This is a genomic window from Stenotrophomonas sp. Steno-C17 (genome assembly GCF_056393165.1).
Genome location: NZ_JBWJPD010000018.1, coordinates 42956 through 65468, shown reverse-complemented (window position 1 = coordinate 65468; position 22513 = coordinate 42956). Strand labels below are relative to the sequence as shown.

The window sequence follows — 22513 nt, the reverse complement described above, 5'->3', positions numbered from 1 at the left end:
CCGCTGAGAACGCCTCTCGTTCCGGGCAATGAGAACTTCTCTCATTTGGGGTAGAATGGAGGGGACGAAACCATGCCCCGACTACCCCCATGTCTTCTGCTTTCGGCGCCGAAACGGTGCTTGAGGTCCGCCACTGGACCGATGCCTACTTCAGCTTCACCCTGACCCGCGACAGCGGTTTCCGTTTCGAGAACGGCCAGTTCGTGATGATCGGCCTGGAAACCGAGGCGCGGCCGCTGCTGCGCGCGTATTCCATTGCCAGCGCCAACTGGGAAGAGCATCTGGAGTTCTTCAGCATCAAGGTGCAGGACGGCCCGCTGACCTCGCGCCTGCAGCACATCAAGCCGGGCGACAAGGTGCTGGTCGGCAAGAAGCCCACCGGCACCCTGCTGATCAGCGACCTGCACCCCGGCAAGAACCTGTACCTGCTGGGTACCGGCACCGGCATGGCGCCGTGGCTGTCGGTCATCAAGGATCCGGAAACCTACGAGCGCTTCGACAAGGTGATCCTGTGCCACGGCGTGCGCTACGAAAAGGACTTGGCCTACCGCGACTATTTCGAAAAGGAACTGCGTGAGCACGAGTTCCTGGGCGAAATGATCGGCGACAAGCTGCTGTACTACCCGGCGGTCACCCGCGAACCGTTCGCCAACCAGGGCCGCCTGACCTCGCTGATGGAAAGCGGCGAGATGCAGCGCACCCTGGGCCTGCCGGAACTGAACCCGGAAAACGACCGCGCGATGATCTGCGGCAGCCCGCAGATGCTGGCCGATCTGCGCGCGGTGCTGGATGCACGCGGCTTCCAGGTCTCGCCGCGCATCGGCCAGCCGGGCCACTACGTGTTCGAGCGCGCCTTCGTCGAAAAGTAAGTCCCCCTTGCGTGGATGCCGCCATGGCGGCATCGTCTGCGCTGCACGGGCCGCCGGCCCGACCAGGGAAACAGGGATGACGATCAAGCGGTATCCGCAGGGGATGCGGGCGTGGGTGTTGGCAGGCGTGCTTTCGGTCATGGCCGTTCCGGCCCTGGCCGCATCGCCCGCCCCCGGCGAACTGCCGCCGCAGGCCCTGGGCAATGACCGCCAGGGCACGCCGGTGAACCTGGCCGACCAGCGCGGCAAGGTGGTCATCGTCACCTTCTGGGCGTCCTGGTGCGGCCCCTGCCGCAAGGAACTGCCGATTCTGGCGCACCTGCAGAAGGTCGTCGGCGAAGACGCGATGAAGGTCTACGCAATCAACTGGGGCGAGCCGCGCAACGACGTGAACCGTCTGGTGCGCCATCGCGACTGGCCGAAGCTGGACTACCTGCACGATCCGCGTGGCGCGCTGGCCGAACAGTACGGCATCACCGCCGTGCCGCACATGTTCATCATCGGCCGCGATGGACAGGTGGCCCATGCCCATCGCGGCTACAGCGAAGCCAGCCTGCCGGGCATCCTCGAGGAAATCATCGAGGCACTGCCAGAAGAAGTGCGCAATCGCCCATCGCAGGCGACCGCTGCGGGGAACTGAGCGGGGTCGATCGCGCGCGGCGCCGGGCGTGGGCAGTCACAGCACCGCGTCGATCGCCCCGCGCAACTGCTCGGGCTTGGTGGTGGGCGCAAAGCGGTCCACCACGCTGCCCTGGCGATCGACCAGGAACTTGCTGAAATTCCACTTGATGCGGGCGCTGCCCAGCAGCCCGCGCTTCTGCTGCGACAGCCACGCCCACAGCGGATCGGCGCCATCGCCATTGACCTCGATCTTCTGCGACAGCGGGAAGCTGACCGGGTAATCGAGCGAACAGAACTGGCGGATCTGCGCCGCATCGCCCGGCTCCTGCGCGCCGAACTGGTTGCACGGGAAGCCGATCACCAGCAGGCCGCGTTCGCGGTAGTCCTGCCACAGCTTTTCAAGCCCGGTGTACTGCGGGGTGAAGCCGCAGCGGCTGGCCACGTTCACCAGCAGCAGCGGGCGACCGGCGTACTGGGCCAGGGCCTGCGGCTGGCCGTCCAGGTCGACGAAGGTGAAATCGAAGGCGGTGGCCATGGCAGCGTTCCGGGCAGGAAACCCCCATGGTAATCGCACTGACCCAGCCCGCGCCGGTGGCGTCCATGCCTTTCGACACAAGTGCCCGGCCCACTGCGCAGGTTACGCTCGGGCCCTTGTCTGTCTTACCGGAGTTCCGCCTTGACCACCCGCCTTGCCCTTGCCGTGGCCATGACCCTCGGCCTTGCCCTGCCCGCCTATTCGGCCAGCGCTGCCACCCCGGCGGCTGCCGCCAACGCCCAGCAGGCCAACCCGTTCTTCGCCGACAGCCCGCTGCCGCTGCACTTCCCGCAGTTCGACAAGATCAAGGACAGCGACTTCGCCCCGGCCTTCGACGCCGGCATGGCGCAGCAGCTGAAGGAAGTGGAGGCCATCGCCAACAACAAGGCCAAGCCGACCTTCGACAACACCATCATCGCCCTGGAAAAGAGCGGCGACGTGCTGGACCGTGCGACCACCGTGTTCTTCAGCCTGGTCGGCGCCGACACCAACGACGCACGCAAGAAGCTGCAGGCCGACTACTCGGCGAAATTCGCCGCGCACAGCGATGCGATCGCGCTGAACGGCAAGCTGTTCGCCCGCATCCAGGCACTGTATGACACCCGCACCCAGCTGGGCCTGGATGCCGAAGGCGTGCGCCTGGTCGAGAAGTACTACGACAACTACGTGCGCGCCGGCGCCAAGCTGTCCGAGGCCGACAAGGCCACGCTGAAGAAGATGAACGCCGAGCTGGCCAACCTGGGCACCAAGTTCAGCCAGAACGTGCAGTCGGAAGTGAACGCGTCGGCGATCACCGTCAACGACGTGAAGGAACTGGACGGGCTGTCGCAGGAACAGATCGCCGCCGCCGCTGAAGCCGCCAAGGCCCGTGGCCTGGACGGCAAGTACGTGATCACCCTGCTCAACACCACCGGCCAGCCGCCGCTGACCAACCTGGCCAACCGCGCCCTGCGCCAGAAGATCTACGAAGCGTCGGTCAGCCGTGGCAGCCGCGGTGGCGAGTTCGACAACACCGCGCTGGTCTCGCGCATCATGCAGCTGCGTGCCGACAAGGCCAAGCTGATGGGCTTTGCCAACTTCGCCGCCTACAACCTGACCAACCAGACCGCCAAGACCCCCGAAGCAGTCAACGCCATGCTGGGCAAGCTGGCCCCGGCCGCGGTGGCCAACGCCAAGCGCGAAGCCGCCGACCTGCAGGCAATGATCGACAAGGAACAGAAGGCCGCCGGCAAGCCGACCTTCGCCCTGGAACCGTGGGACTGGGCCTTCTACAGCGAGAAGGTGCGCCAGGCCAAGTACAACTTCGACGAGTCGCAGCTGAAGCCGTACTTCGAAATGAAGAACGTGCTGGAAAACGGCGTGTTCTTCGCCGCCAATCAGGAATTCGGCCTGACCTTCAAGCAGCGCACCGACCTGCCGGTCTACCACGATGACGTGACCGTCTACGACGTGTTCGATGCCGATGGCAGCCAGCTGGCGATCTTCATCTTCGACCCGTACGCGCGCGCGTCCAAGCGTGGCGGTGCGTGGATGAACTCCTACGTGTCGCAGTCCAAGCTGACCGGCTTCAAGCCGGTGGTGGCCAACCACCTGAACATTCCCAAGCCGCCGGCCGGCCAGCCGACCCTGCTGACCTGGGACGAAGTGACCACCACCTTCCACGAGTTCGGCCACGCCCTGCACGGCATGTTCTCCAACGTGAAGTACCCGTACTTCTCGGGCACCTCGGTGCCGCGTGACTTCGTCGAGTTCCCCTCGCAGGTGAACGAGATGTGGTCGGACAACCCGGCCATCCTGAAGAACTACGCCAAGCACTACCAGAACGGTTCGGCCATGCCGCAGGCCCTGCTGGACAAGGTGCTGGCTGCCGCCAAGTTCAACCAGGGCTTTGCCACCACCGAGTACCTGGGTGCGGCGATGCTGGACCAGCGCTGGCACCAGATCGGCGCCGACCAGGTGCCGGCTGCCAAGGACGTGATGGCCTTCGAGCGTGCGGCCCTGGAAAAGGACGGCATCTACTACGCGCCGGTGCCGCCGCGCTACAAGACCCCGTACTTCAGCCACATCATGGGCGGCTACTCGGCCGGCTACTACGCCTACATCTGGTCGGAAGTGCTGGACGCCAACACCCAGAAGTGGTTCCGCGACAACGGCGGCCTGAGCCGCAAGAACGGCGACCACTTCCGTGCCACCCTGCTGTCCAAGGGCGGCAGCGTGGATGCCATGCAGCTGTTCCGCGATTTCGCCGGCCACGAGCCGCAGATCGAACCGCTGCTGGAAAAGCGTGGCCTGACCGGCGCCAGCAACTGATCGCCAGTGCGGTAGCGTGAAACGAAAACCGCCCGGGAGACCGGGCGGTTTTTTGTTGGCCGGGGTCGGATCCCTTTCCGCAGGAAAGGGCTCTGACCCCACGCCAGCCTTCAACGCGGCGCCACATACCCGCCCGGCACGCCATTGGGCGACAGCACCAGCTGCCACAGCTGCGCATGCCGGCAGCGGAAGGTCGCCATCGATCCGGCCAGGTAGAACCGCCACATGCGGCGGAAGCGTTCGTCGTAGCGTTGCGCGTCCAGCGTCGGCCAGGCCGCTTCCACGTTGCGTCGCCACGCCTGCAGGGTCAGGTCGTAGTCGGTACCGAAGTTGTGCCAGTCCTCCAGCACGAACCGCCCTTCGAAGGCGCGGCTGATCTGCGCCGCCGAGGGCAGCATCGAGTTGGGGAAGATGTAGCGGGCGATCCACGGGTCGGTGCGATGGCGGGAGATGTTGCTGCCGATGGTGTGCAGCAACAGCAAGCCGCGGGGCGACAGGCAGCGCCGTGCCACCTCGAAGAAACTGCCGTAGTTCTTGTCGCCCACGTGTTCGAACATGCCGATCGAAAAGATCGCATCGAACGGTTCGTCCAGTTCGCGGTAATCCTGCAGGCGGATCTCGATCGGCAATCCGGCACAGCGCTCGCGGGCAAACGCGGCCTGCTCCTGGGAAATGGTCACGCCCACGCCGCTGACGCCGTAACGTTCGGCGGCAAACTTCAGTGCTTCGCCCCAACCACAGCCGATGTCCAGCACGCGCTGGCCGGGGCGCAGGCCCAGCTTGCGGCAGACCAGGTCCAGCTTGGCCTCCTGCGCCGCATCCAGGTCCACCGCGTTGCGCCAGTAACCACAGCTGTAGACCATGTACTGGCCCAGCATGGCCTGGTAAAGATCATTGCCCAGGTCGTAATGGCGGCGCCCCACTTCGTAACTGCCCTGCCCGGCCTGCAGGTTGAACAGACGCGCCTTCAAGGCATCGGCCACTTCGCGCCAGCCGTGCACGCGCTCATCCAGGTGCGCCTGCATCAGCTGCACCAGGAATTCATCCAGCACGTTGGCGTCCCATGCGCCGTCCATGTAGCTTTCGCCCAGGCCGAGCGAGCCCTGGCCCATGACCCGCGCGAAGAAGCGCGGGTCATGCACCTGGATGTCCTGTGGCTGGGTGCCGCCGATGCGGACCCCGGCTTCGTGGAGCAGGCCGGCCACCCGCTCCTGCAACCCTGTATCCACGACACCTCCTGCTGGGCGGTCAACCGCGGGCGAACAGCTCCACGTAGTCCTTGGCCACGTGCGGCAACAGCACGGCCGCCGGCACATCGGCGGTCTGCGTGCCATCCGAATACGGCCCCACCTGGTAGGGCGGGAACACGAAACGCAGGGCGGTGATCTGGCCCTTGTCATCGGTCAACGGCTGGAACTGGCTGAAATTGTCGGCCTGCGGCCCGGTGCCTTCGGCAATCATGCGCGAGGCATTGCGCAGCGATTCCTGCAGTTCGGCCGGTTCCATGTCTTCGCCGCTCAGGCGCGTGGCCACGCGTTCGCGCAACTGGTCGGCCACGAAATCACTGACCGCCTTCCAGCCTTTGCTGTCGGCCACCAGCTTGTCGGCGCTCAGCATCTGCTGCTGCTGCGGCAACCACACAAAGCGGGCCACCAGCGGCTCTCCGTGGGCGCCACCGGTGTAGCGGCTGCCATCGGCACTGACCACCACCAGCTGCGGGGTCTCCAGCACCTTCTCGAAGCTCAGCGACAGCTCGTAAGGCATGGTTGGCTTGTCATTGCCCAGGCCATCGAGCGCCTGCTGCAGATCGCTGCGTGCCGAGGTCGCGTAGTCCTGCAGCGCGCGGGCCAGGCCCGGATAGCGATCGATGCCGGCCGGGTAGCTGATTCCCACCACCTCGCGCTCGTTGTTCTCGATCACATCGCGCAGGTCCAGCGGCGCTTCGGCGGCAGGCGCCTCGGCCGTGGCCGGCGCGGCGGCATCCGCGCTGGGTGCGGTATCGGTGGCCGGTGCCGCATCGTCGCCACGCTGGCAACCGGCCAGCAACAGCACGCCCATTGCCCCGGCCAGCACGCTTGCGCGCAACGGCCGGTTGTTTCCGTTCTTCATCGGGATCCCCTGTTCATGTTCGTACATCATCGCCCGCGGTGGCTGAAGCGTGGCCCGCCAGCGTCAGCCCACCAGCAGGTCGTGGAACTCCTCGTGCCGTTGCAGGAATGCCTCGGCATACGCGCAGGCCGGCACCACTTTGTACTTGTGCTCGCGGGCGAAGCGTAGCGCTACCCGCGTCAACTCACCGGCAACACCGCGGCCGGCAATCGGCTCGGGCACCTCGGTGTGGGTAATCACCATGCGCTTGCGCTTGAGCTGGTAGTCCAGCACCGCCACATGCCCGCGCACACGGGCGGTGAAGCGATGGTTGGCCTGGTCATGCGCGACCTCGTAGGCCAGACCGGGGGGTGTGACCGAAGCCATGGGACTGTCTCCTGCGGCGACTGCGTGGATGGTGCGCAGCCGGGCGCCATGATCGCGTGAAGCCTGAACAGGGGCAAGGAGTGCCGGGTTGCGTCAGTTTCTGCCCTCAAGCTGGAGCACGGGCGGCCGCTAACCCCTTCGCAGGGGTACGGCCACGCTGGCACGGCCCTTGCGAACGATGTCCCCGTACTCTGCCGTGGAGGCCCGTCATGCACCCCAACCCGTCCCCATCCGATACCGACCGCGCCCTGCTGGAAGGCCTCCTGCAGCTGGCTGTGGAAGGGCAGACCGAAGAGCAGGACTTCCAGCGCATCGGCGACGAAGTGTACTCGCGGCTGCTGGATACCTACGGCCAGACGACCCAGGCCTGAAACCGGGTGAACCGGGGTCGGATCCATCGGATCCGACCCCCGGCACGCTTCAGCCGCCCAGGCTGAAGGTGGGGTTGGACAGTTCGCGCAGGAAGTGGCTGAAGATGGCCGGCTGCATGGCCAGCATGAAGATGATGCCGAACGCCGCGCCCGCCAGGTGCGCACTGTGGTTGATGCGATCGCCGCCGCGCTTGTCCATCCAGATGCTGTAGCCGACGTAGAACGCGGCATACACGATCGCCGGTGCCGGAATGAAGAACACCAGGATGATCTTCCACGGGTTGAGCAGGATGTAGGCGAACAGCACCGCCGACACCGCACCCGACGCGCCCAGGCTGAGGTAGTTCGGATTCTTCTGGTTCTTCAGGTAGCTGGGCAGGATCGACACCAGCAATGCCCCCAGGTAGAACGCCGGATAGGTCAGGAAGCTGCCGGTCAGCTGCACCATCACGCTCTCGATGTATCCCCCGAAGAAGAACAGGGTGAACATGTTGAAGATCAGGTGCGGCCAGTCGGCATGGATGAAGCCGTAGGTCACCAGGCGGTCGTACTGGCGGTGGCGGTCCACCGCCGGCGGCCACAGGATCAGGCGGTCAGCCAGCTTGCGGTTGTTGAACGCCATCCAGGACAGCACGGCGGTGAGGGCGATCAACAGGAGATTGACGGGGGTCATGTCAGGTCAGGCTCAGGCGCTGCGGTAGTTGTCGACCATACGATAGCGTCGCGCATACCAACCGAAGGCGAACGCCGCAATGAAGGCGAAGCCGGCGAAGAAGAACATCAGGAACGCCGCCTCGCTCAAGCCCGTGCTGGCAATCTTGTGGGTGACCACCTCGTTGCGCACGGCCGCGTTGGACAGCAGCACCCACAGGTTGCCGATGGTGGTGGTCAGGTTCCAGAAGCTCATCACCACGCCCTTCATGGCCTGCGGTGCCTGGCTGTAGGCGAACTCCAGGCCGGTGGCCGAGACCAGCACCTCACCGAAGGTCAGCAGCGCGTACGGCAGCATCTGCCAGAAGATCGACATGGCATTGCCACCGTCCATCACCACCTGGATGCCACCCACCACGATCCATGCCAGGCCGCTGAAGGCGATGCCGGCGGTCATGCGACGCAGCGCGGTCGGCTCGAAACCGAAACGGCGCAGCGCCGGGTACAGCACCAGGTTGTTGAACGGGATCAGGATCATCACCAGCAGCGGGTTCAGTGCCTGCATCTGCGACGCGGTGAACCAGCTCGGCATCTGCATCTGCTGGCCCTGCAGCACCCAGGTGGAGGCCTTCTGGTCGAACAGCGAGAAGAACGGCGTGGTCAGGGCGAAGATGACCAGCACGCGCAGCACGGCACGCACGCCTTCCACGGCCTCGGCCGGATGCTGTGCACGGGCACGGTCCAGCTGCAGCCAGGTACCGCCGCCGATGCCGACCAGGATGGCCACCAGCGCCAGGCACAGGCAGATCACGATACCCAGCGAGCCGACCAGGCCGAACGAGGCCACGGCCAGCACCAGACCGGCAATGGCCATCACCAGGCCCGGACGGCCCTGGCCGGCCACGCGTGCAGTCAGCGCGGTACGCACCACGTTGGCGAACGAATGCGGATCCTTCGGCGGCAGCGGCACCAGCACGTAGCGCTTGCGGCCCAGCCAGAACACGAAGGTGGCGATGAACATCAGGATGCCGGGAATACCGAAGGCCCACTGCGGGCCCCAGTTCTTCAGCACCAGCGGAATCAGCAGCGAGGCGAACAGCGAGCCGAAGTTGATGATCCAGTAGAAGGCATCGAAGACGATCTTGGCCAGGTGCTTGTTGCTCTGGTCGAACTGGTCGCCCATGAACGACGCCACCAGCGGCTTGATGCCACCGGCGCCCAGCGCGATCAGGCCCAGGCCCAGGAAGAAGCCTTCGCGGCTGTTCTCGAACAGCGCCAGGCACAGGTGGCCGGCGCAGTAGACCAGGCTGAACCACAGAATGGTGTGGTACTTGCCGAAGAATTTGTCAGCCAGCCAGCCACCGAGCAGCGGGAAGAAATACACGCCGATCATGAAGCTGTGCATGATGTCCTTGGCTTCACCGGCGCGCCCTTCTGCAGTGATTTCCTGCAGCAGCAGCGAGGTGATCAGGAACTGCACCAGGATGTTGCGCATCCCGTAGAAACTGAACCGTTCGCAGGCCTCATTGCCGATGATGTACGGAATCTGGCGCGGCATCTTTCCCTGGCCGGCGATGGGGGCGACTGCGTCGTGGCTCATCCTGTAAGGCATTCCTGCAAAACGAAAGGGTGAAGGTTACCGGAACCTGCGCCTGCGAAGCACGCTGCAGGGCTGCATGACAGCGCCCGCATTCCATGGCAGGCGCGCCGCACCCTGCCGGAAGTCACGGCACCTGCACGGCAAAAGCGTAAACTTATCGTTATGCGCCCCCTTGCCCCCGCCCGCCTCCTGCTCGGCAGCCTTGCGCTGCTGCTGGTCCTGCCTGCCCTGGCGCGCCCGCAGCTGCCGCCGGCGCCCGCCGCGGCCGGCGATGCACGGCAATTGACGGTGGCGGCGCTGGAACTGCCCAGCCGCGACGACGCGCAGTGGAAGCAGCGGCGCGAACAGGTGCTGCAACTGCTGACCGATCTGCAGCCCGATGTCATTTCCGTGCAGCAGGTGCTGCAGGAACAGGGCCGCAACCCGGCCTGCTGGCTGGCCAGCCGCCTGCGCTACAGCTGCGACTTCGTCACCGCCGATCCGCCCAGCCAGCCGCTGCGCCACGGCAATGCCATGCTGACCCGCCTGCCGGTGAGCGAAGACGGGGTCACCCTGCTGCATCCGCCGGGCACCTTCAGTGCGGCAGGCATGCTGCGGCTGCGGCTGGGCGAGGCGTTACTCAACGTCTACGTGGCGCGCCTGCGCCCGGAGGCAGAGGAAGCCACCGCGCGCCAGCACCAGGCCAGCGATCTGATGGCCTGGATCGGCGCCACCGCCGAAGGGCTGCCCAGCCTGATCGCCGGGGACTTCGCCGCGCCCACCACCGAACTGGTGCGCAGCACTCCCGGGTTCCAGCCGGCCCGGCGCAATCCCGGCGGGCGCCCGGAAGCGGCCGCCGCCGCCGGTGGCGGTGCCAGCGGGCATGGCCTAGACGTGCTGTTCCAGGTCAAGCATTTCGGCGGCATCCGCCAGCAGGCCATCGATCTGCCGCCCGCAGGGGAAGCACCCGGCCTGCGGCTGGGGGTGATGGCCACGCTGCGCCTGCAGGGTGTGCCAGCCTCCACCGAATGATCGCGCCGTCGCGCCCGCCGGGCATGGCCCACAAATGAAAAGGCCGGGGTTTCCCCCGGCCTCTTCGTTTCATCCCAGTACCGCGATCAGGCGATCGCTTCCTGGTAACGACGCTCGACTTCGTTCCAGTCGATGACGTTGAAGAACGCGCCGATGTATTCCGGGCGGCGGTTCTGGTACTTCAGGTAGTACGCGTGTTCCCACACGTCCAGGCCCAGGATCGGCGTGTTGCCTTCCATCAGCGGGCTGTCCTGGTTGCCGGTGCTTTCAACCACGACCTTCTTGTCCGGGGTGACGCTCAGCCAGGCCCAGCCGCTGCCGAAGCGGGTCAGTGCGGCCTTGGTGAAGGCATCCTTGAACTTGTCGAAGCCGCCCAGGTCCTTGTCGATGGCCTTGGCCACGTCGCCCACCGGGTTGCCACCGGCGTTGGGCGCCATCACGGTCCAGAACAGCGAGTGGTTGGCATGGCCGCCACCGTTGTTGCGCACCGGGCCCTGCAGGTTTTCCGGCAGCGACTTCAGCTTCTTCACCAGCTCGTCCACCGGCAGGTCGGCGTACTCAGTGCCTTCCAGCGCCGCGTTGACGTTGTTGATGTAGGTCTGGTGGTGCTTGGTGTGATGGATTTCCATCGTCGCCGCATCGATATGCGGTTCCAGAGCGTCGTAGGCGTAGGACAGCTTGGGCAGGGTGTAGGCCATGATGCATCTCCTGATAGCGAGGGTAGCCAGCGGTATCGCCGGGCAGTGCGCGTTGAATGATGGGGACAGACGCGCAGATTACCAAGGGGGATGTAAAGGAAATTGCGTCCTGCGGGTGAGCCCTTCGGCAATTGTTACCCGACTGTGACGTTGCCGCCGTCCTCATGCGCGATGCAGCGCACAGGCGCTACAGTGCACGCACCTTCCTGGTCCCACCTGCCCATGCGCAATCCCCGGCTGTTGATCACTGCCATCGCCCTGCTGCTGCTGGGGCTGCTGGCCAACCATTTCCTGCAGCGACCGGCGCCGCCGCAGTTCGCGCCCAGCCTTGCCGGTCAAGCGGCGGCACCGGCGGCAGCGACGCCCCAGAACAGCAGCAACAAGCACACCCTGCCCGCCTTCCTGCCGGCCGAGGCACGGCAGACGATCGCGCTCATCCAGCGCGGCGGCCCGTTCCCGCACCGCCAGGATGGCAGCACGTTCGGCAACCGCGAACAGCGGCTGCCGCCGCGCGATCGCGGCTATTACCGCGAATACACCGTCGACACCCCGGGCGCACGCAACCGCGGCGCGCGCCGCATCGTCACCGGTGGCGACCCGGCCCAGGCCTGGTACTACACCGATGACCACTACGAATCGTTCCGCAGTTTCACCGTACCCGCTTCCGGAGACCGCCCATGAGCCACGATGATTTCGGCCTCGGCCTGCACGACATCAACAATGCCGGCGTCTACGCCATCGACACCGGCGATATCGCCGCGCTGGCTGCGGCCATGCGCGATGCCCAGTTGAAGGTCGTGCGCATCGACCTGCAGGGCGTGGCCGACAAGCGCACGCTGCTGGCGCGGCTGTCGGCACAGCTGGATTTCCCTGCCGGCTTCGGCGGCAACTGGGATGCCCTTTCCGACAATCTGCGCGACCTGCAGTGGCTGCCGGCACCCGGCTATGCGCTGTTCCTGGCCGACGTGGATACCCTGCGCGCCGAGGCCGGCAAGGACTTCGACACGCTGCTGGACGTGCTGGATGAGGCTTGCCGGGACTGGGTGGGCCGCGATGTTCCGTTCTGGGTGTTCCTGTCGCAGAGCGAGTGAGGACCGGGCAACGTCGGCGGTTCATCCACGCATGGCGTGGATCTACTGCAGAGCGGGTAGCGCGACGCGGCAGCCCCGTTACCGGCTGCCGTTATCTTCCTGTAGTTCTTTCTTGAACGGGATATCCGGCGGCGGTCGTGCGATGGCAGGCTGGTCCTGCATGTTCGGGTCGCTCAGGCCACAGCCGCCACCGGCCTGCAGGATCGAGATCACGCAGGAAATCTTCGTGCTGGTCCCCGGCAACGGAATCTCCATCGCCTTGATGCCCTTGCGCACCCACTCTGCCAGCAACGATTCCTGCGGCACCCAGTACTTGTCGAACGAGGTGGGCGTGTAGTCATACGGCGGGCGCTTGAGCCAGGTGCCGGACTGGGCGATGCGCTCCTTGCTCCAGCCATCGTTGGCGCCGCCCGGGGCGCCGCGCTCGGCAGCACCTGCGCCGTCCTGGCCCGGCACGCGCACGCTGCCGTCGGCGTTGAACAAGCCCTCGCCCTGGCCACTGCGGTTGGCCTGGCGGTTGCCCTGCGAGGCGCCGTCGCGGTTGCGAGTGGAGGCGCCCCAATCGTCACCGCGCGCCGGGGTGGCCCAGTTGCCCGGCGTCGGTGCCGGCCGCGCGCCGGCCTGTGCCGGTTTTGCGGCGGCAGTGGGCGCAGCACTGGCCGCCGCGCTGGCCGCGCTCTGTGCCGCCGCGTTCGCTGCCGTGGCCGCCGCAGCCTGTGTCTGGGCAGCACCACTACCGGTGGTCGATGACGGCGCGGCAGCCGGCGCAGCGGCGACCGCGCGCTCACGCACCTGCACGTCGCGGCCCTGCGGCGCACGCACGGCTGGCTCGCGGCCGGCCACGGTCGCCATGCGCACCTGCGGATCCACCACCGCCTGCACTTCGCGTTCGCGCACCTGCACCTCGCGCTGCGGCATCGACACCGGCACCTCCACGCTGCGCACCGGCTGCGGCGCCACGACCGGGGCATCCACCACGGCCACTTCGCGTTCGCGCACCTGGATATCGCGCGGTGCGCGGGTCTGCACGACCACCTGCGGCGCAGCCACCGGCGCCGGGGCGGCCGGCGCCTGCAGCAGCGGCACGCTGCGTTCGGCCACACTGGGGGTGACAGTGCGCGGCACCACGCTTACCTCGGTACGCGGCACCACAACCGGTGGCACCACGAAATCGGACGTTGCCTGGGCAACCTCGGTGGCCTGCACCGGGGCAGGCGGCGCGGTCTCCACGACGGGGGTCGGCTCTGCCACCGGCGGCGCACTGGCCTCGGCCGGTGGCGCCGCCGTCGGCGCAGCCGCAACGGGCTGAGGCTGCGGTTCCGGCTGCGGCTGCGGCGCGGTCGCCGCAGCGCCGGGCTCACCGCTCGCGGCACTGGAACCGGCGGTCGCTGCGGCGGTCGCGGCTTCGGCACCGGCCTGCTCGCCGCCGCCCTCCTGCGCGCCGGCGCCGATGAATTCAATCTGCACCCGCTCGCCTTCGGCCCCGTCTTCATCAGGCTCGGTGGTGCGGATCACCGCCACCCACAGCAGCAGCAGGAAGAACAACAGGTGCAGCAAGGCACTGAGCACGGCCGAGGTCCAGCGCATCCAGCGCTGGTCACGCGGCGCCGGCTCCCAGTCCTGCCAGAACAAGCGGCGCGCCGCATTCCAGGGCGACAGCGCCGGCAACCGGCCCGGCCGCCCCGGCAACGGCCGAGGCAGCAGCACCGCAATCACATCGCCGGCATGGAACAGGCGTGGCAGTGGCTTCAGCGAGCGCAGCCAGATCGCCCAGCCATAGGGCAGGCGGGTGTGCTTTTCGAGAATGAGACGGTGCTGCTGGCGTGCCAGCAGCACATCGACAAGTTGCTCAGCCCTGGGCAGAGGCACGCGGTGCCGGTCAGGCGGCGTTGCCGCGGGGAATGTACGGCGCGTGGCCGCTGTCGTGGTCGGTGGCGTCACGCACCGCCGTCACGCCCGGCACCCGGCCCATCAGGGTTTTCTCAATGCCCTGCTTCAGCGTCACGTCGGCCATGCCGCAGCCCTGGCAGCCACCGCCGAAGCGCAGCAGTACCACGCCGTCGGCCGAGACTTCCTGCACGGCCACCTTGCCACCGTGCGACGCCAGCTGCGGATTCACCTCGTTTTCCACCACCCAATGCACGCGCTCCACCAGCGACGCCGCTTCACCGGGCGCTTCACCCTTGATGCGCGGGGCCTTGATGGTGAGCTGCTGGGTACCCGCGGTGCCGGCCACGATGTCGATTTCCGCGCCATCGAGCCAGCCGACGCTGGTGGCATCGACGTACAGGGTGAAGCCGTCGCAATCCACGGCCCATTCGTCGCCCAGCAGATCGGCCGGCTCGGCGAACTCCAGGCGCGCATCGGCGCGTGGGGTGCCGGGGTCGACGGCGCTCAGGCGCACGCCCATGCCGGGCACACCCTCACGTTCGATCAGCTTGCGGAAATGGGTCTGGGCAGTGTCGGAGATCTGGATCATCAGGCTATTCTAGCCAAGTCAGCGTCGGCCGCTCATTCGATTTATACACTGTCCGGCGCATTGTTCAGTCAACACGAGGTGGAGGAACCCATGTCCGACCTGATTCCGCTGGCACAGGCGCGCTGCGTGCCGCGAAAGGGCAGCGACCACAAGCTGGGCGAAGCCCGCCTGGCCGAGCTGCTGCCGCAGGTACCGGGCTGGGAGCTGGCCGAGGCCGGCCAGGCGCTGGTGCGCACGTTCCGCTTCAAGAACTATTACCAGACCATGGCCTTCGTGAACGCGCTGGCCTGGATCGCCCACCACGAGGACCACCACCCGGACCTGGGCGTGCACTACGACCGCGCCGTCGTGCGCTATTCCACCCACGACGTGGGCGGCCTGAGCGAGAACGACTTCATCTGTGCGGCCAAGACTTCGGCCCTGACGGAGCAACTGTGATGAACGTGCGACTGCTGAGCCTTTCCCTGTTGGCTGCCACCGGCCTGGCCGGCTGCGGCGGCGCAGAGCCCCCGGCAGCGCCGGCCACCCCGCCCACCGAAGTGGCCGCAGTGAAGACCCCGCCGCCGCAGTACCCGCTGGAACTGGCCTGCCTGGGCGTTGGCGGCACCAGCACCTTCAAGGTAGTGATCGGCACCGACGGCAAGCCCAGCGAAGTCACCCTGCTGACCGGCGCGGGCAACCCGCAGCTGGACGAGCTGGCCCGCACCGCGGTGCAGGGCTGGCAGTTCAAGGCCGCCACCCGCAACGGTGCCGCGGTCCCGGCCACGATCCAGGTGCCGGTCAGCTTCAACCCGCCGCAGCCCAAGCCCGACCAGTGCTTTGCCATTGAAGAGCGCGCCCGCCGCGGCGGCTGAGCGCGCTGACTGCGACGAGGCCAGCCGACGCCCGCCTCGCCCTTGCCGCCCCGGTTGCTGCCGGGGCGGTTGACTGAACCCCTGGAACGCGTCGGCACATGCTGCAGATCCCCCCTGAAAACATCTGGATGGCCCTGGCCGTCACCCTGGCGGCCGGCCTGGCTACCGCCATCGGCAGCCTGCTGGTGCTGTTCTCGCGCCGGCCCAACCCGCGGCTGCTGGCCTTCGGCCTGGCCTTCGCCGGCGGCGCGATGGTCTATGTCTCCCTGTCGGAAATCCTGAACAAGGCGATCGACTCCTTCTCCCTGGCCTACGGTGAACGCAGCGGTTTCACCTACGGCACGATGGCGTTCCTGCTTGGCATGCTGGCAATCGTGGTCATCGACCACTTGATTCCCAACCCGCATGAGACGCTGGACAAGCAGGACCCGTCGTTCCGCGACAACAACAAGGCGTACATCAAGCGGGTGGGACTGCTGACGGCCATCGCCATCACCGCGCACAACTTCCCGGAAGGCCTGGCGACCTTCTTCGCCACCCTGGAAAGCCCGTCGGTCGGCATGCCGCTGGCGTTTGCCATTGCCATCCACAACATCCCCGAGGGCATCGCGATCGCGGTGCCGGTCTATTTCGCCACGCAGGAGAAGCTGCACGCCTTCGCGGCCAGCCTGCTGTCAGGCCTGGCCGAACCGGTGGGCGCGGTGATCGGCTATTTCCTGCTGAAGGGCTCGCTGTCGCATGCCACGTTCGGCTGGGTGTTCGGGCTGATTGCCGGGGTGATGGTGTTCCTGGCGCTGGACGAGCTGCTGCCGGCGGCCAAGCGCTACGCCAAGGGCCACGAGACCGTGTACGGGCTGGTGGCCGGCATGGGCACGCTGGCGATCAGCCTGGTGCTGTTCAAGTGGTGACGGCCTCGTAACGCACATCCACGCATGGCGTGGTTCTACCGCCCCGCCCTTGTGGAGTCGAGCCATGCTCGACTGGCTTTCCGCGACCCGGCCGAACAGCCGTCGAGCATGGCTCGACGCTACAAGGGTTATTTCAGGCGGTCCAGCGCCTCGACCAGCTCGTCGGCCAATGGCGCGTTCAGCACGTACGGGGTCTTGCCCGCGTCCAGCGCAAACTCCAGCGAGGCCGCGTGCAGGAACAGGCGCTTCAGCCCGATCTGCTCACGAAGCCGCTTGTTGACGGCAGGATCGCCGTACTTGTCATCACCGGCCACCGGATGCCCCAGGTGCTGGGCATGCACGCGGATCTGGTGGGTGCGCCCGGTCTCGATGCGCACCTCGCAGTAGGAATGCCCGCCGCGCCGCTCCAGCACACGGAAGTGGCTGATCGATTCCTTGCCGATCGCATTCACCTGCACATGACGCTCGCCGCCCTGGCGCAGGCCCACGTGCAGCGGGGCGTCCACCGTCATTACGCCGTCGGGCATGCGCCCGGCCAGCAGGGTCAGGTAGCGCTTGCGGATGCCGGCGCCGTGGTCTTCACGCAGCAAGGCCTGCAGTTCGCTCAGCGCTGAACGCTTCTTGGCCACGATCAGCAGGCCCGACGTGTCGCGATCCAACCGGTGGACCAGCTCCAGGGTCTGCCCCGGGCGCAGCGCCCGCAGGGTTTCGATGGCGCCGAAGCTGATGCCGCTGCCGCCGTGGCTGGCCACCCCGGTGGGCTTGTTCAGGGCCAGCAGGCGCGCGTCCTCGAACACGATGGCCTGCTCCAGCCGGCGCATGAACGCCTCCGGCGGGCCAGCCTTGTCTCCCTCTTCAGTGAGACGGACCGGCGGCACACGCACCTCGTCGCCCGCCTCCAGCTTGCGTTCGGCCTTGGCGCGGCCGCCGTTCACACGGACCTGGCCGCTGCGCACCAGCTTGTAGACCAGGCTGCGCGGGGCGCCCTTCAGCTGGCCCAGCAGGAAATTGTCCAGCCGCTGGCCGGCGCGGTCCTCGGGAACGGTGATCATGCGCACGGAAGGCTTGTCGCCGGCGGGCTTGGTGGGGTCTGAGGCAGTCATCGGGCTGTTTATTCTGTTACACTCGGGGGGCGAGATAAGGGATTGATTTCGTTGGAAGTTACTCAGGGCCAGAAGCCCGGCTTCCGACGAATCCGGCACAGTGCGCGACCACCGCCCGCGGGGCGGCCATGTTAGCGGCTCACCGGCCTTCCCGGCCATCGCCGGATGCCTGACACGCAACCGAGCTGAACATGTCCCGCGTGGCGCTCCAGCCTGGCTGACAGCTGCCTGCGGCCCTGCAACACCCCAAAACCCATAAGAGTGAAGCGCTCCCGCGGCCTGCCGTGGTGTCGTAGCGCTGGAAACCGAAGCTGCCCTCCCCGCGCATGCGCGAATGGGCGGCGAGCCGTATCCAGAGGCGAAACCCCATGGCGTTCCGCGCGGTAGCCGCTTGCGAGGAACGCAAGAATGAAGCGAATGCTGATCAACGCCACGCAGGCCGAAGAGCTGCGTGTTGCCATCGTCGATGGCCAGTCGTTGTATGACATCGATATCGAGCAGCCGTCCAAGGAACAGAAGAAGTCCAACATCTACAAGGGCCGGATCTTCCGCATCGAGCCCTCGCTGGAAGCGGCCTTCGTCGAATACGGCGGCGGCCGTCACGGCTTCCTGCCGCTGAAGGAAATCTCCCGCGACTACTTCCAGGCCGGTGTCGACCACAACAAGGCCGGCATCCGCGAGCTGCTGAAAGAAGGCCAGGAAGTGGTCGTGCAGGTCGACAAGGAAGAGCGTGGCAACAAGGGCGCCGCCCTGACCACGTTCATCTCCCTGGCCGGCCGCTACATGGTGCTGATGCCGAATTCGCCCAGCGCCGGTGGTGTTTCCCGTCGCATCGAGGGCGAAGACCGGGCCGCGTTGAAGGACGCCCTGGACAAGCTGAACATCCCCGACGACATGGGCGTGATCATCCGCACCGCCGGCGTCGGCCGCGATGCCGAAGAGCTGCAGTGGGATCTGGACTACCTGCTGAGCGTCTGGCGCGCCATTGCCGAAGCCGCCCTGAGCAAGCCGGCGCCGTTCCTGATCTACCAGGAATCGCGCCTGATCGTGCGCGCCCTGCGTGACTACCTGCGCGCCGACATCGGCGAGATCCTGGTCGACACCGAGGAGATGTACGAGCACGCCAAGGAATTCATGCAGCAGGTGATGCCGCAGACCCTGCGCAAGCTCAAGCACTACAAGGACGACATCCCGCTGTTCAACCGCTTCCAGATCGAATCGCAGATCGAAGGTGCCTACGAGCGCAACGTGCGCCTGCCGTCGGGCGGCTCGATCGTGGTCGATCAGACCGAAGCGCTGACCGCCGTGGACGTGAACTCCTCGCGCGCCACCAAGGGCAGCGACATCGAGGACACCGCCTTCCAGACCAACCTGGAAGCGGCCGAGGAAGTGGCCCGCCAGCTGCGCCTGCGCGATCTGGGCGGCCTGGTGGTGATCGACTTCATCGACATGGCCTCCAACAAGCACCAGCGCGAGGTCGAGAACCGCCTGGCCAACGCGCTGAAGTACGACCGCGCACGCGTGCAGGTCGGCCGCATCTCGCGCTTCGGCCTGCTGGAAATGAGCCGCCAGCGCCTGCGCCCGAGTCTGGGCGAATCCAGCCAGATCGTCTGCCCGCGCTGCGATGGCCATGGCCGCATGCGCAGCGTCGAGTCGCTGTCGCTGTCGATCATCCGCGTCGCCGAAGAGCATGCGATGAAGGAAAACACCGGGCAGGTGCTGGTACAGGCCCCGGTGGAGATCGCCAATTACCTGCTGAACGAGAAGCGCAGCGCGCTGCGCGAGATCGAACGCCGCCACGAAGCGCCGATCGTGATCGTTGCCGACGAGCAGCTGCACACCCCGCACTACACCGTTACCCGCCTGCGCGAGAACGAGCTGGGTGAAGAGAGCAACAAGCCCAGCTACCAGCGCGGCACCCCGCGCAAGCTGCCGGTGCATGCCCTGACCAAGGGCCAGCTGAACATCCCGCCGCCGGCGGTCACCCAGGTCAAGCACACCGCGCCGGCCCCGGTGCGTGCCGAAGCCGAACCGGCGGCCGCCCCGGCCCCGGCCCCGGTGGCTGCAGCTGTCCCGGCCGCTGCCAGCAGCGGCGGCGTGGTCGGCTGGCTGAAGCGCATCTTTGGCGGCGAACCGGCTCCGGCCGCCGCGCCGGCCCCGGTCGCACGCCAGCCGCAGCAGGACGGCGGCCAGCGCAAGGACCGCAACAAGGATCGCAACAAGGACCGCAACAAGGACCGCCGCGACGAAAACCGTGGTAACGGTGGCAACGGCAACGCGCAGAAGGACGGCGGCAACCGCAAGGACCGCAACGAACAGCGCAAGGACGGCCGCAACAACAACGGCAATGCGCAGCAGCAGCCGCAGCAGGGCAAGCAGCAGAAGGACGCTGCCCAGCAGCCGCAGCAGAACAAGCCGCGCAACGAGCAGCAGGGCCAGAACCAGAACCAGGGTCAGGGTCAGGGTCAGCAGCAGCCGAAGCTGAAGCAGCCGCGCCAGCCGCGTCCGCAGGATGGTGAGAAGCCGACCGACAAGCCGCAGCGCAACGTGGCCGAGGAGGCCGTCGAAGCCGCACCGGCCGCCGCGGTCGCCGCCACTGCCGTGGCCGCCAACGTGGCCGCCAACGTGGTCACCGCGCAGGAAGCCACCGCACCGGTAGCCACCCCGGTTGCCGCTCCGGCAGCGCAGGTCGAGGCCCCCGCTGATACGACCCCGCCCGCGACCGCTGAGGTCGAAGGCGTGGTGGCCGGCGATGAAGAGACTGCAGCAGACGCCGCCAACGGCGAGCAGGCTGGCGAAGGCGCGACCCGCCGTCGTCGCGGCCGTCGCGGTGGCCGTCGTCGTCGTCGCGGTGGCGCCGAGAACGCCAACGGCTCCGATGTGCTGGGCGATGACCAGGATGACGGCGACGAGGGCGAAGAGCAGGACGTGGCCGAACCGAACCGCGAGGGCACCGCTCCCGCCCCGGTCGCCGCGCAGCAGCCGGCGCGTTCGCAGCCGGAATTCGATTTCGACGACGAAATCGAACCGGCCCACGCAGAGGCCGAAAAGCCCGCGCGCGCACCGGCCGCTGTCGCCGCTGCCGCACCCGTGGCTGCGGTCAGCAGCGCCGTGCTGGAAGCCGTTGCCGAAGTGCAGTCCGTGGACGTGCCGGTGGCCCGCGAAGCCGCTCCGCAGCCGGAACAGCCGAAGCCGACCCCGGTGCAGACCAGCATGCTGGATGCCATCGATGCAGCCACCCCGGTGCAGCCGGTCGCGCCGGCAGCCCCGGTGGCTGAAGCCAAGCCGGTCGTGGTTGAAGCCGCTCCAGTGGCTGACGTGGCCCCGGCCGTGGCTGAAGCCGCTCCCGTGGTGGAAGCCGCTCCGGTCGTGACCGACGCCGCCCCGGTGATCGAAACCGCCCCGGTCGCCGTTGAGTCGGCTCCGGTGGTCGAAACCGCCCCGATCGCCGCACCGGTCGTTGAAGCTGCACCGGTCGTCGACGTTCAGCCGGTTGTTGAGCAGCCGGTCGCCCCGGTCGTGGTGGAGGCCGCTCCGGTCGAAGCCGCCGCACCGGTTGCGGAAGCCGTGGTGACGCCGTCGATCGACCCGGTGGCCGATGGCCACGCCGATGCAGCCAGCCAGGCTGCAGAAGCACAGGCGTCGGACGAAGACGAAGACGCCGCCAAGCGCACGCCGCCGGCGAACTGATCGTTCTTTGATCGCGTGAAAACGAAACGGCGGGGATCGATGATCCCCGCCGTTTTTGTTTGTGCGGCCCGTACGGCCTTGGTCGCTGCCAACCTGGGTTGGCACCTTGATTCACCTCGCGCAGGTGGGTCTGTGCTTGCTTGGTAGGTGCCAACCTTGGTTGGCACTTTGATTCATCGCACGCGGATACGCCCGTGCCGACCAAGGTCGGCACCTACCAGAGCACGGGTGCGGTACTGCCTTTGATTCACCGCGCGCGGATGCGTCCGTGCCGACCAAGGTCGGCACCTACCAGAGCGCCTTTGCTTCACCGCGCGCAGGTGCGTCCGTGCCAACCACGGTTGGCACCTACCAGTGGCGTCAGCGCGCTGGGGCGAACTGCAGGCGGGTCCACACGCCGTAGTGGTCCGATGCCCAGCGACCGCTGTCGTCGGGCTGATCGAACAGGATCTTTGCTTCGCGCGCGACCATCCGGTCCTGCTGGAAGAAGATGTGGTCGATGCGCGAGGGCGCCTGGTAGTAGTGCCGGTTCAACGTACTCACACCGGCCAGGTCGGTGTTCACGTGCACGCTGCCGTAGCTGTCGCCGTAATGGCTGCGCAGTTCGCTCAGGTCGCCGGCATCCACCAGCGCGTTGAAGTCACCGGCGATCACCACCGGCGCACCGGCCGAGGTTTCGGTGATGAAGCGCAGCAGGTCTTCCACTTGGCTGCGGCGGATGCCCTGACCGCGCTCGTCACTGCGTTCGTTCAGATGCGTGGCATAGACGTTCACCGGCTGCCCGTCCACGTCGATGCGCAGGTGGGCCACGGTGCGGTAGTCATCCAGCGGCTGCAGCAGGTGCTCGCCGTGGGCCAGGATCGGGCGCCGGGTCAGCAGAGCGTTGCCGTAGCGCTTGGGTGCCCCCACCGGATCAGTGGATACGAAGACGTACTTGTAACCGAGCTGGCTGGCCAGCCACTGTGCCTGGTTGCGCACATTACGGCGCTGGATCACTTCCTGCAGTGCAATGGCATCGGGCTGCAGGCGCTTGAGCTCGGCCACGATCGTGCGGCGCCGGGTCGGCCAGTCCTCGCGGTCATGGTGCAGGTTGAAGGTCACCATGCCCATGCCGGGCGCGGTCGATGCCTGCGCAACGGCAGGTTCACCTGCCTGCTGCGCCACCGCCAACGCGGGCAATGCCAGTGCCATCGCCAGCCCCAGGGCGCGCAGTGCCACGCGCGCCCTCCCCTGCTTCAACGCCATGT

General features: G+C 67.1%; 22 protein-coding genes. 11 read left to right on the top strand and 11 right to left on the bottom strand.

Annotation, left to right across the window (positions count from 1 at the left end; genetic code table 11):
- The first annotated feature begins 89 nt into the window (after positions 1-89).
- Together AC06FA_RS15660 and AC06FA_RS15655 are read left to right on the top strand one after the other, a co-directional pair.
- A complete protein-coding gene (locus AC06FA_RS15660) occupies positions 90-869 on the top strand; it encodes a ferredoxin--NADP reductase (protein ID WP_108753581.1) in 780 nt (259 codons plus the stop codon).
- A 139-nt stretch (positions 870-1008) separates the two neighbouring features.
- Positions 1009-1509, top strand: coding sequence for a TlpA family protein disulfide reductase (locus tag AC06FA_RS15655; protein WP_478069117.1), 501 nt, complete (start codon positions 1009-1011; stop codon positions 1507-1509).
- Between the two features lie 36 nt (positions 1510-1545).
- Here AC06FA_RS15655 and AC06FA_RS15650 read toward each other — a convergent pair whose 3' ends face one another.
- Complete coding sequence (locus tag AC06FA_RS15650; protein ID WP_478069116.1) at positions 1546-2025, bottom strand: glutathione peroxidase; 480 nt, start codon at positions 2023-2025, stop codon at positions 1546-1548.
- A gap of 141 nt (positions 2026-2166) precedes the next feature.
- On the opposite strand from AC06FA_RS15650, the gene AC06FA_RS15645 reads away from it, so the two are divergent.
- Complete coding sequence (locus AC06FA_RS15645) at positions 2167-4335, top strand: M3 family metallopeptidase (protein WP_478069115.1); 2169 nt, start codon at positions 2167-2169, stop codon at positions 4333-4335.
- Between the two features lie 110 nt (positions 4336-4445).
- Here the strand turns inward: AC06FA_RS15645 and cfa are convergent, their stop codons facing one another.
- Genes cfa through AC06FA_RS15630 form a run of 3 tightly spaced genes read right to left on the bottom strand, consistent with a single transcriptional unit; the run spans position 4446 to position 6810 of the window.
- On the bottom strand, positions 4446-5564 hold the full coding sequence (cfa, locus tag AC06FA_RS15640; protein ID WP_478069114.1) for a cyclopropane fatty acyl phospholipid synthase: 1119 nt from the start codon (positions 5562-5564) through the stop codon (positions 4446-4448).
- A gap of 19 nt (positions 5565-5583) precedes the next feature.
- On the bottom strand, positions 5584-6471 hold the full coding sequence (locus AC06FA_RS15635) for a DUF3298 and DUF4163 domain-containing protein (protein ID WP_478069143.1): 888 nt from the start codon (positions 6469-6471) through the stop codon (positions 5584-5586).
- Between the two features lie 36 nt (positions 6472-6507).
- Positions 6508-6810, bottom strand: a complete 303-nt coding sequence (locus AC06FA_RS15630) for a GNAT family N-acetyltransferase (RefSeq protein ID WP_108750076.1) — start codon at positions 6808-6810, stop codon at positions 6508-6510.
- A 209-nt stretch (positions 6811-7019) separates the two neighbouring features.
- On the opposite strand from AC06FA_RS15630, the gene AC06FA_RS15625 reads away from it, so the two are divergent.
- The gene (locus AC06FA_RS15625; protein WP_478069113.1) at positions 7020-7181 is read left to right on the top strand and encodes a hypothetical protein; all 162 of its coding nucleotides are present in this window, start codon (positions 7020-7022) and stop codon (positions 7179-7181) included.
- Between the two features lie 49 nt (positions 7182-7230).
- On the opposite strand, the gene AC06FA_RS15620 is transcribed toward AC06FA_RS15625, so the two are convergent.
- A complete protein-coding gene (locus AC06FA_RS15620; protein WP_478069112.1) occupies positions 7231-7854 on the bottom strand; it encodes a rhomboid family intramembrane serine protease in 624 nt (207 codons plus the stop codon).
- Positions 7855-7866: 12 nt separating this feature from the next.
- Positions 7867-9432: a POT-type proton-dependent oligopeptide transporter gene (locus AC06FA_RS15615; RefSeq protein ID WP_478069111.1), complete on the bottom strand. Its 1566-nt coding sequence runs from the start codon at positions 9430-9432 to the stop codon at positions 7867-7869.
- Between the two features lie 162 nt (positions 9433-9594).
- Here AC06FA_RS15615 and AC06FA_RS15610 point away from each other — a divergent pair, with 162 nt between their 5' ends.
- Positions 9595-10443 carry an endonuclease/exonuclease/phosphatase family protein gene (locus tag AC06FA_RS15610; protein WP_478069110.1) on the top strand — a complete coding sequence of 283 codons (849 nt, stop codon included), beginning with the start codon at positions 9595-9597 and terminating at the stop codon, positions 10441-10443.
- A gap of 86 nt (positions 10444-10529) precedes the next feature.
- On the opposite strand, the gene AC06FA_RS15605 is transcribed toward AC06FA_RS15610, so the two are convergent.
- Positions 10530-11141 carry a superoxide dismutase gene (locus AC06FA_RS15605; RefSeq protein ID WP_108750080.1) on the bottom strand — a complete coding sequence of 204 codons (612 nt, stop codon included), beginning with the start codon at positions 11139-11141 and terminating at the stop codon, positions 10530-10532.
- A gap of 222 nt (positions 11142-11363) precedes the next feature.
- Here AC06FA_RS15605 and AC06FA_RS15600 point away from each other — a divergent pair, with 222 nt between their 5' ends.
- Both AC06FA_RS15600 and AC06FA_RS15595 read left to right on the top strand, forming a co-directional pair.
- A complete protein-coding gene (locus AC06FA_RS15600; protein WP_478069109.1) occupies positions 11364-11822 on the top strand; it encodes a guanyl-specific ribonuclease in 459 nt (152 codons plus the stop codon).
- On the top strand, positions 11819-12232 hold the full coding sequence (locus AC06FA_RS15595) for a barstar family protein (protein ID WP_478069108.1): 414 nt from the start codon (positions 11819-11821) through the stop codon (positions 12230-12232). Before AC06FA_RS15600 ends, AC06FA_RS15595 begins: the two co-directional genes overlap by 4 nt.
- Positions 12233-12310: 78 nt before the next feature.
- On the opposite strand, the gene AC06FA_RS15590 is transcribed toward AC06FA_RS15595, so the two are convergent.
- Both AC06FA_RS15590 and AC06FA_RS15585 read right to left on the bottom strand, forming a co-directional pair.
- Positions 12311-14101, bottom strand: coding sequence for a hypothetical protein (locus tag AC06FA_RS15590; protein ID WP_478069107.1), 1791 nt, complete (start codon positions 14099-14101; stop codon positions 12311-12313).
- Positions 14102-14111: 10 nt separating this feature from the next.
- A complete protein-coding gene (locus AC06FA_RS15585) occupies positions 14112-14711 on the bottom strand; it encodes an NfuA family Fe-S biogenesis protein (RefSeq protein WP_478069106.1) in 600 nt (199 codons plus the stop codon).
- A 90-nt stretch (positions 14712-14801) separates the two neighbouring features.
- Here AC06FA_RS15585 and AC06FA_RS15580 point away from each other — a divergent pair, with 90 nt between their 5' ends.
- The 3 genes from AC06FA_RS15580 to zupT all read left to right on the top strand — a co-directional run bounded on the left by AC06FA_RS15580 (position 14802) and on the right by zupT (position 16473).
- Entirely contained in the window at positions 14802-15149 is a 348-nt protein-coding gene (locus AC06FA_RS15580) for a 4a-hydroxytetrahydrobiopterin dehydratase (protein ID WP_478069105.1), read from the top strand.
- Positions 15149-15565, top strand: coding sequence for an energy transducer TonB (locus tag AC06FA_RS15575; protein ID WP_478069104.1), 417 nt, complete (start codon positions 15149-15151; stop codon positions 15563-15565). The genes AC06FA_RS15580 and AC06FA_RS15575 overlap by 1 nt, the downstream gene beginning before the upstream one ends.
- Positions 15566-15663: 98 nt before the next feature.
- Positions 15664-16473: a zinc transporter ZupT gene (gene zupT / locus AC06FA_RS15570; RefSeq protein WP_478069103.1), complete on the top strand. Its 810-nt coding sequence runs from the start codon at positions 15664-15666 to the stop codon at positions 16471-16473.
- Between the two features lie 128 nt (positions 16474-16601).
- Here the strand turns inward: zupT and AC06FA_RS15565 are convergent, their stop codons facing one another.
- On the bottom strand, positions 16602-17576 hold the full coding sequence (locus AC06FA_RS15565) for an RluA family pseudouridine synthase (RefSeq protein ID WP_478069102.1): 975 nt from the start codon (positions 17574-17576) through the stop codon (positions 16602-16604).
- Positions 17577-17984: 408 nt separating this feature from the next.
- Between AC06FA_RS15565 and AC06FA_RS15560 the strand changes: the two genes are divergently transcribed.
- On the top strand, positions 17985-21266 hold the full coding sequence (locus AC06FA_RS15560; RefSeq protein ID WP_478069101.1) for an Rne/Rng family ribonuclease: 3282 nt from the start codon (positions 17985-17987) through the stop codon (positions 21264-21266).
- 360 nt (positions 21267-21626) lie between these two features.
- Here the strand turns inward: AC06FA_RS15560 and AC06FA_RS15555 are convergent, their stop codons facing one another.
- Positions 21627-22511, bottom strand: coding sequence for an endonuclease/exonuclease/phosphatase family protein (locus tag AC06FA_RS15555; RefSeq protein ID WP_478069100.1), 885 nt, complete (start codon positions 22509-22511; stop codon positions 21627-21629).
- Between the last annotated feature and the right edge of the window lie 2 nt (positions 22512-22513).

Coding starts and splice junctions, on each gene's coding strand:
- AC06FA_RS15660 (WP_108753581.1), top strand. CDS start 90: ATGTCTTCTGCTTTCGGCGCCGAAACGGTGCTTGAGGTCCGCCACTGG.
- AC06FA_RS15565 (WP_478069102.1), bottom strand. CDS start 17,576: ATGACTGCCTCAGACCCCACCAAGCCCGCCGGCGACAAGCCTTCCGTG.
- AC06FA_RS15585 (WP_478069106.1), bottom strand. CDS start 14,711: ATGATCCAGATCTCCGACACTGCCCAGACCCATTTCCGCAAGCTGATC.
- AC06FA_RS15555 (WP_478069100.1), bottom strand. CDS start 22,511: ATGGCGTTGAAGCAGGGGAGGGCGCGCGTGGCACTGCGCGCCCTGGGG.
- AC06FA_RS15605 (WP_108750080.1), bottom strand. CDS start 11,141: ATGGCCTACACCCTGCCCAAGCTGTCCTACGCCTACGACGCTCTGGAA.
- AC06FA_RS15600 (WP_478069109.1), top strand. CDS start 11,364: ATGCGCAATCCCCGGCTGTTGATCACTGCCATCGCCCTGCTGCTGCTG.
- AC06FA_RS15630 (WP_108750076.1), bottom strand. CDS start 6,810: ATGGCTTCGGTCACACCCCCCGGTCTGGCCTACGAGGTCGCGCATGAC.
- AC06FA_RS15655 (WP_478069117.1), top strand. CDS start 1,009: ATGGCCGTTCCGGCCCTGGCCGCATCGCCCGCCCCCGGCGAACTGCCG.
- AC06FA_RS15575 (WP_478069104.1), top strand. CDS start 15,149: ATGAACGTGCGACTGCTGAGCCTTTCCCTGTTGGCTGCCACCGGCCTG.
- AC06FA_RS15620 (WP_478069112.1), bottom strand. CDS start 7,854: ATGACCCCCGTCAATCTCCTGTTGATCGCCCTCACCGCCGTGCTGTCC.
- AC06FA_RS15635 (WP_478069143.1), bottom strand. CDS start 6,471: ATGTACGAACATGAACAGGGGATCCCGATGAAGAACGGAAACAACCGG.
- zupT (WP_478069103.1), top strand. CDS start 15,664: ATGCTGCAGATCCCCCCTGAAAACATCTGGATGGCCCTGGCCGTCACC.
- AC06FA_RS15625 (WP_478069113.1), top strand. CDS start 7,020: ATGCACCCCAACCCGTCCCCATCCGATACCGACCGCGCCCTGCTGGAA.
- AC06FA_RS15610 (WP_478069110.1), top strand. CDS start 9,595: ATGCGCCCCCTTGCCCCCGCCCGCCTCCTGCTCGGCAGCCTTGCGCTG.
- AC06FA_RS15595 (WP_478069108.1), top strand. CDS start 11,819: ATGAGCCACGATGATTTCGGCCTCGGCCTGCACGACATCAACAATGCC.
- AC06FA_RS15560 (WP_478069101.1), top strand. CDS start 17,985: ATGAAGCGAATGCTGATCAACGCCACGCAGGCCGAAGAGCTGCGTGTT.
- AC06FA_RS15650 (WP_478069116.1), bottom strand. CDS start 2,025: ATGGCCACCGCCTTCGATTTCACCTTCGTCGACCTGGACGGCCAGCCG.
- AC06FA_RS15615 (WP_478069111.1), bottom strand. CDS start 9,432: ATGAGCCACGACGCAGTCGCCCCCATCGCCGGCCAGGGAAAGATGCCG.
- AC06FA_RS15580 (WP_478069105.1), top strand. CDS start 14,802: ATGTCCGACCTGATTCCGCTGGCACAGGCGCGCTGCGTGCCGCGAAAG.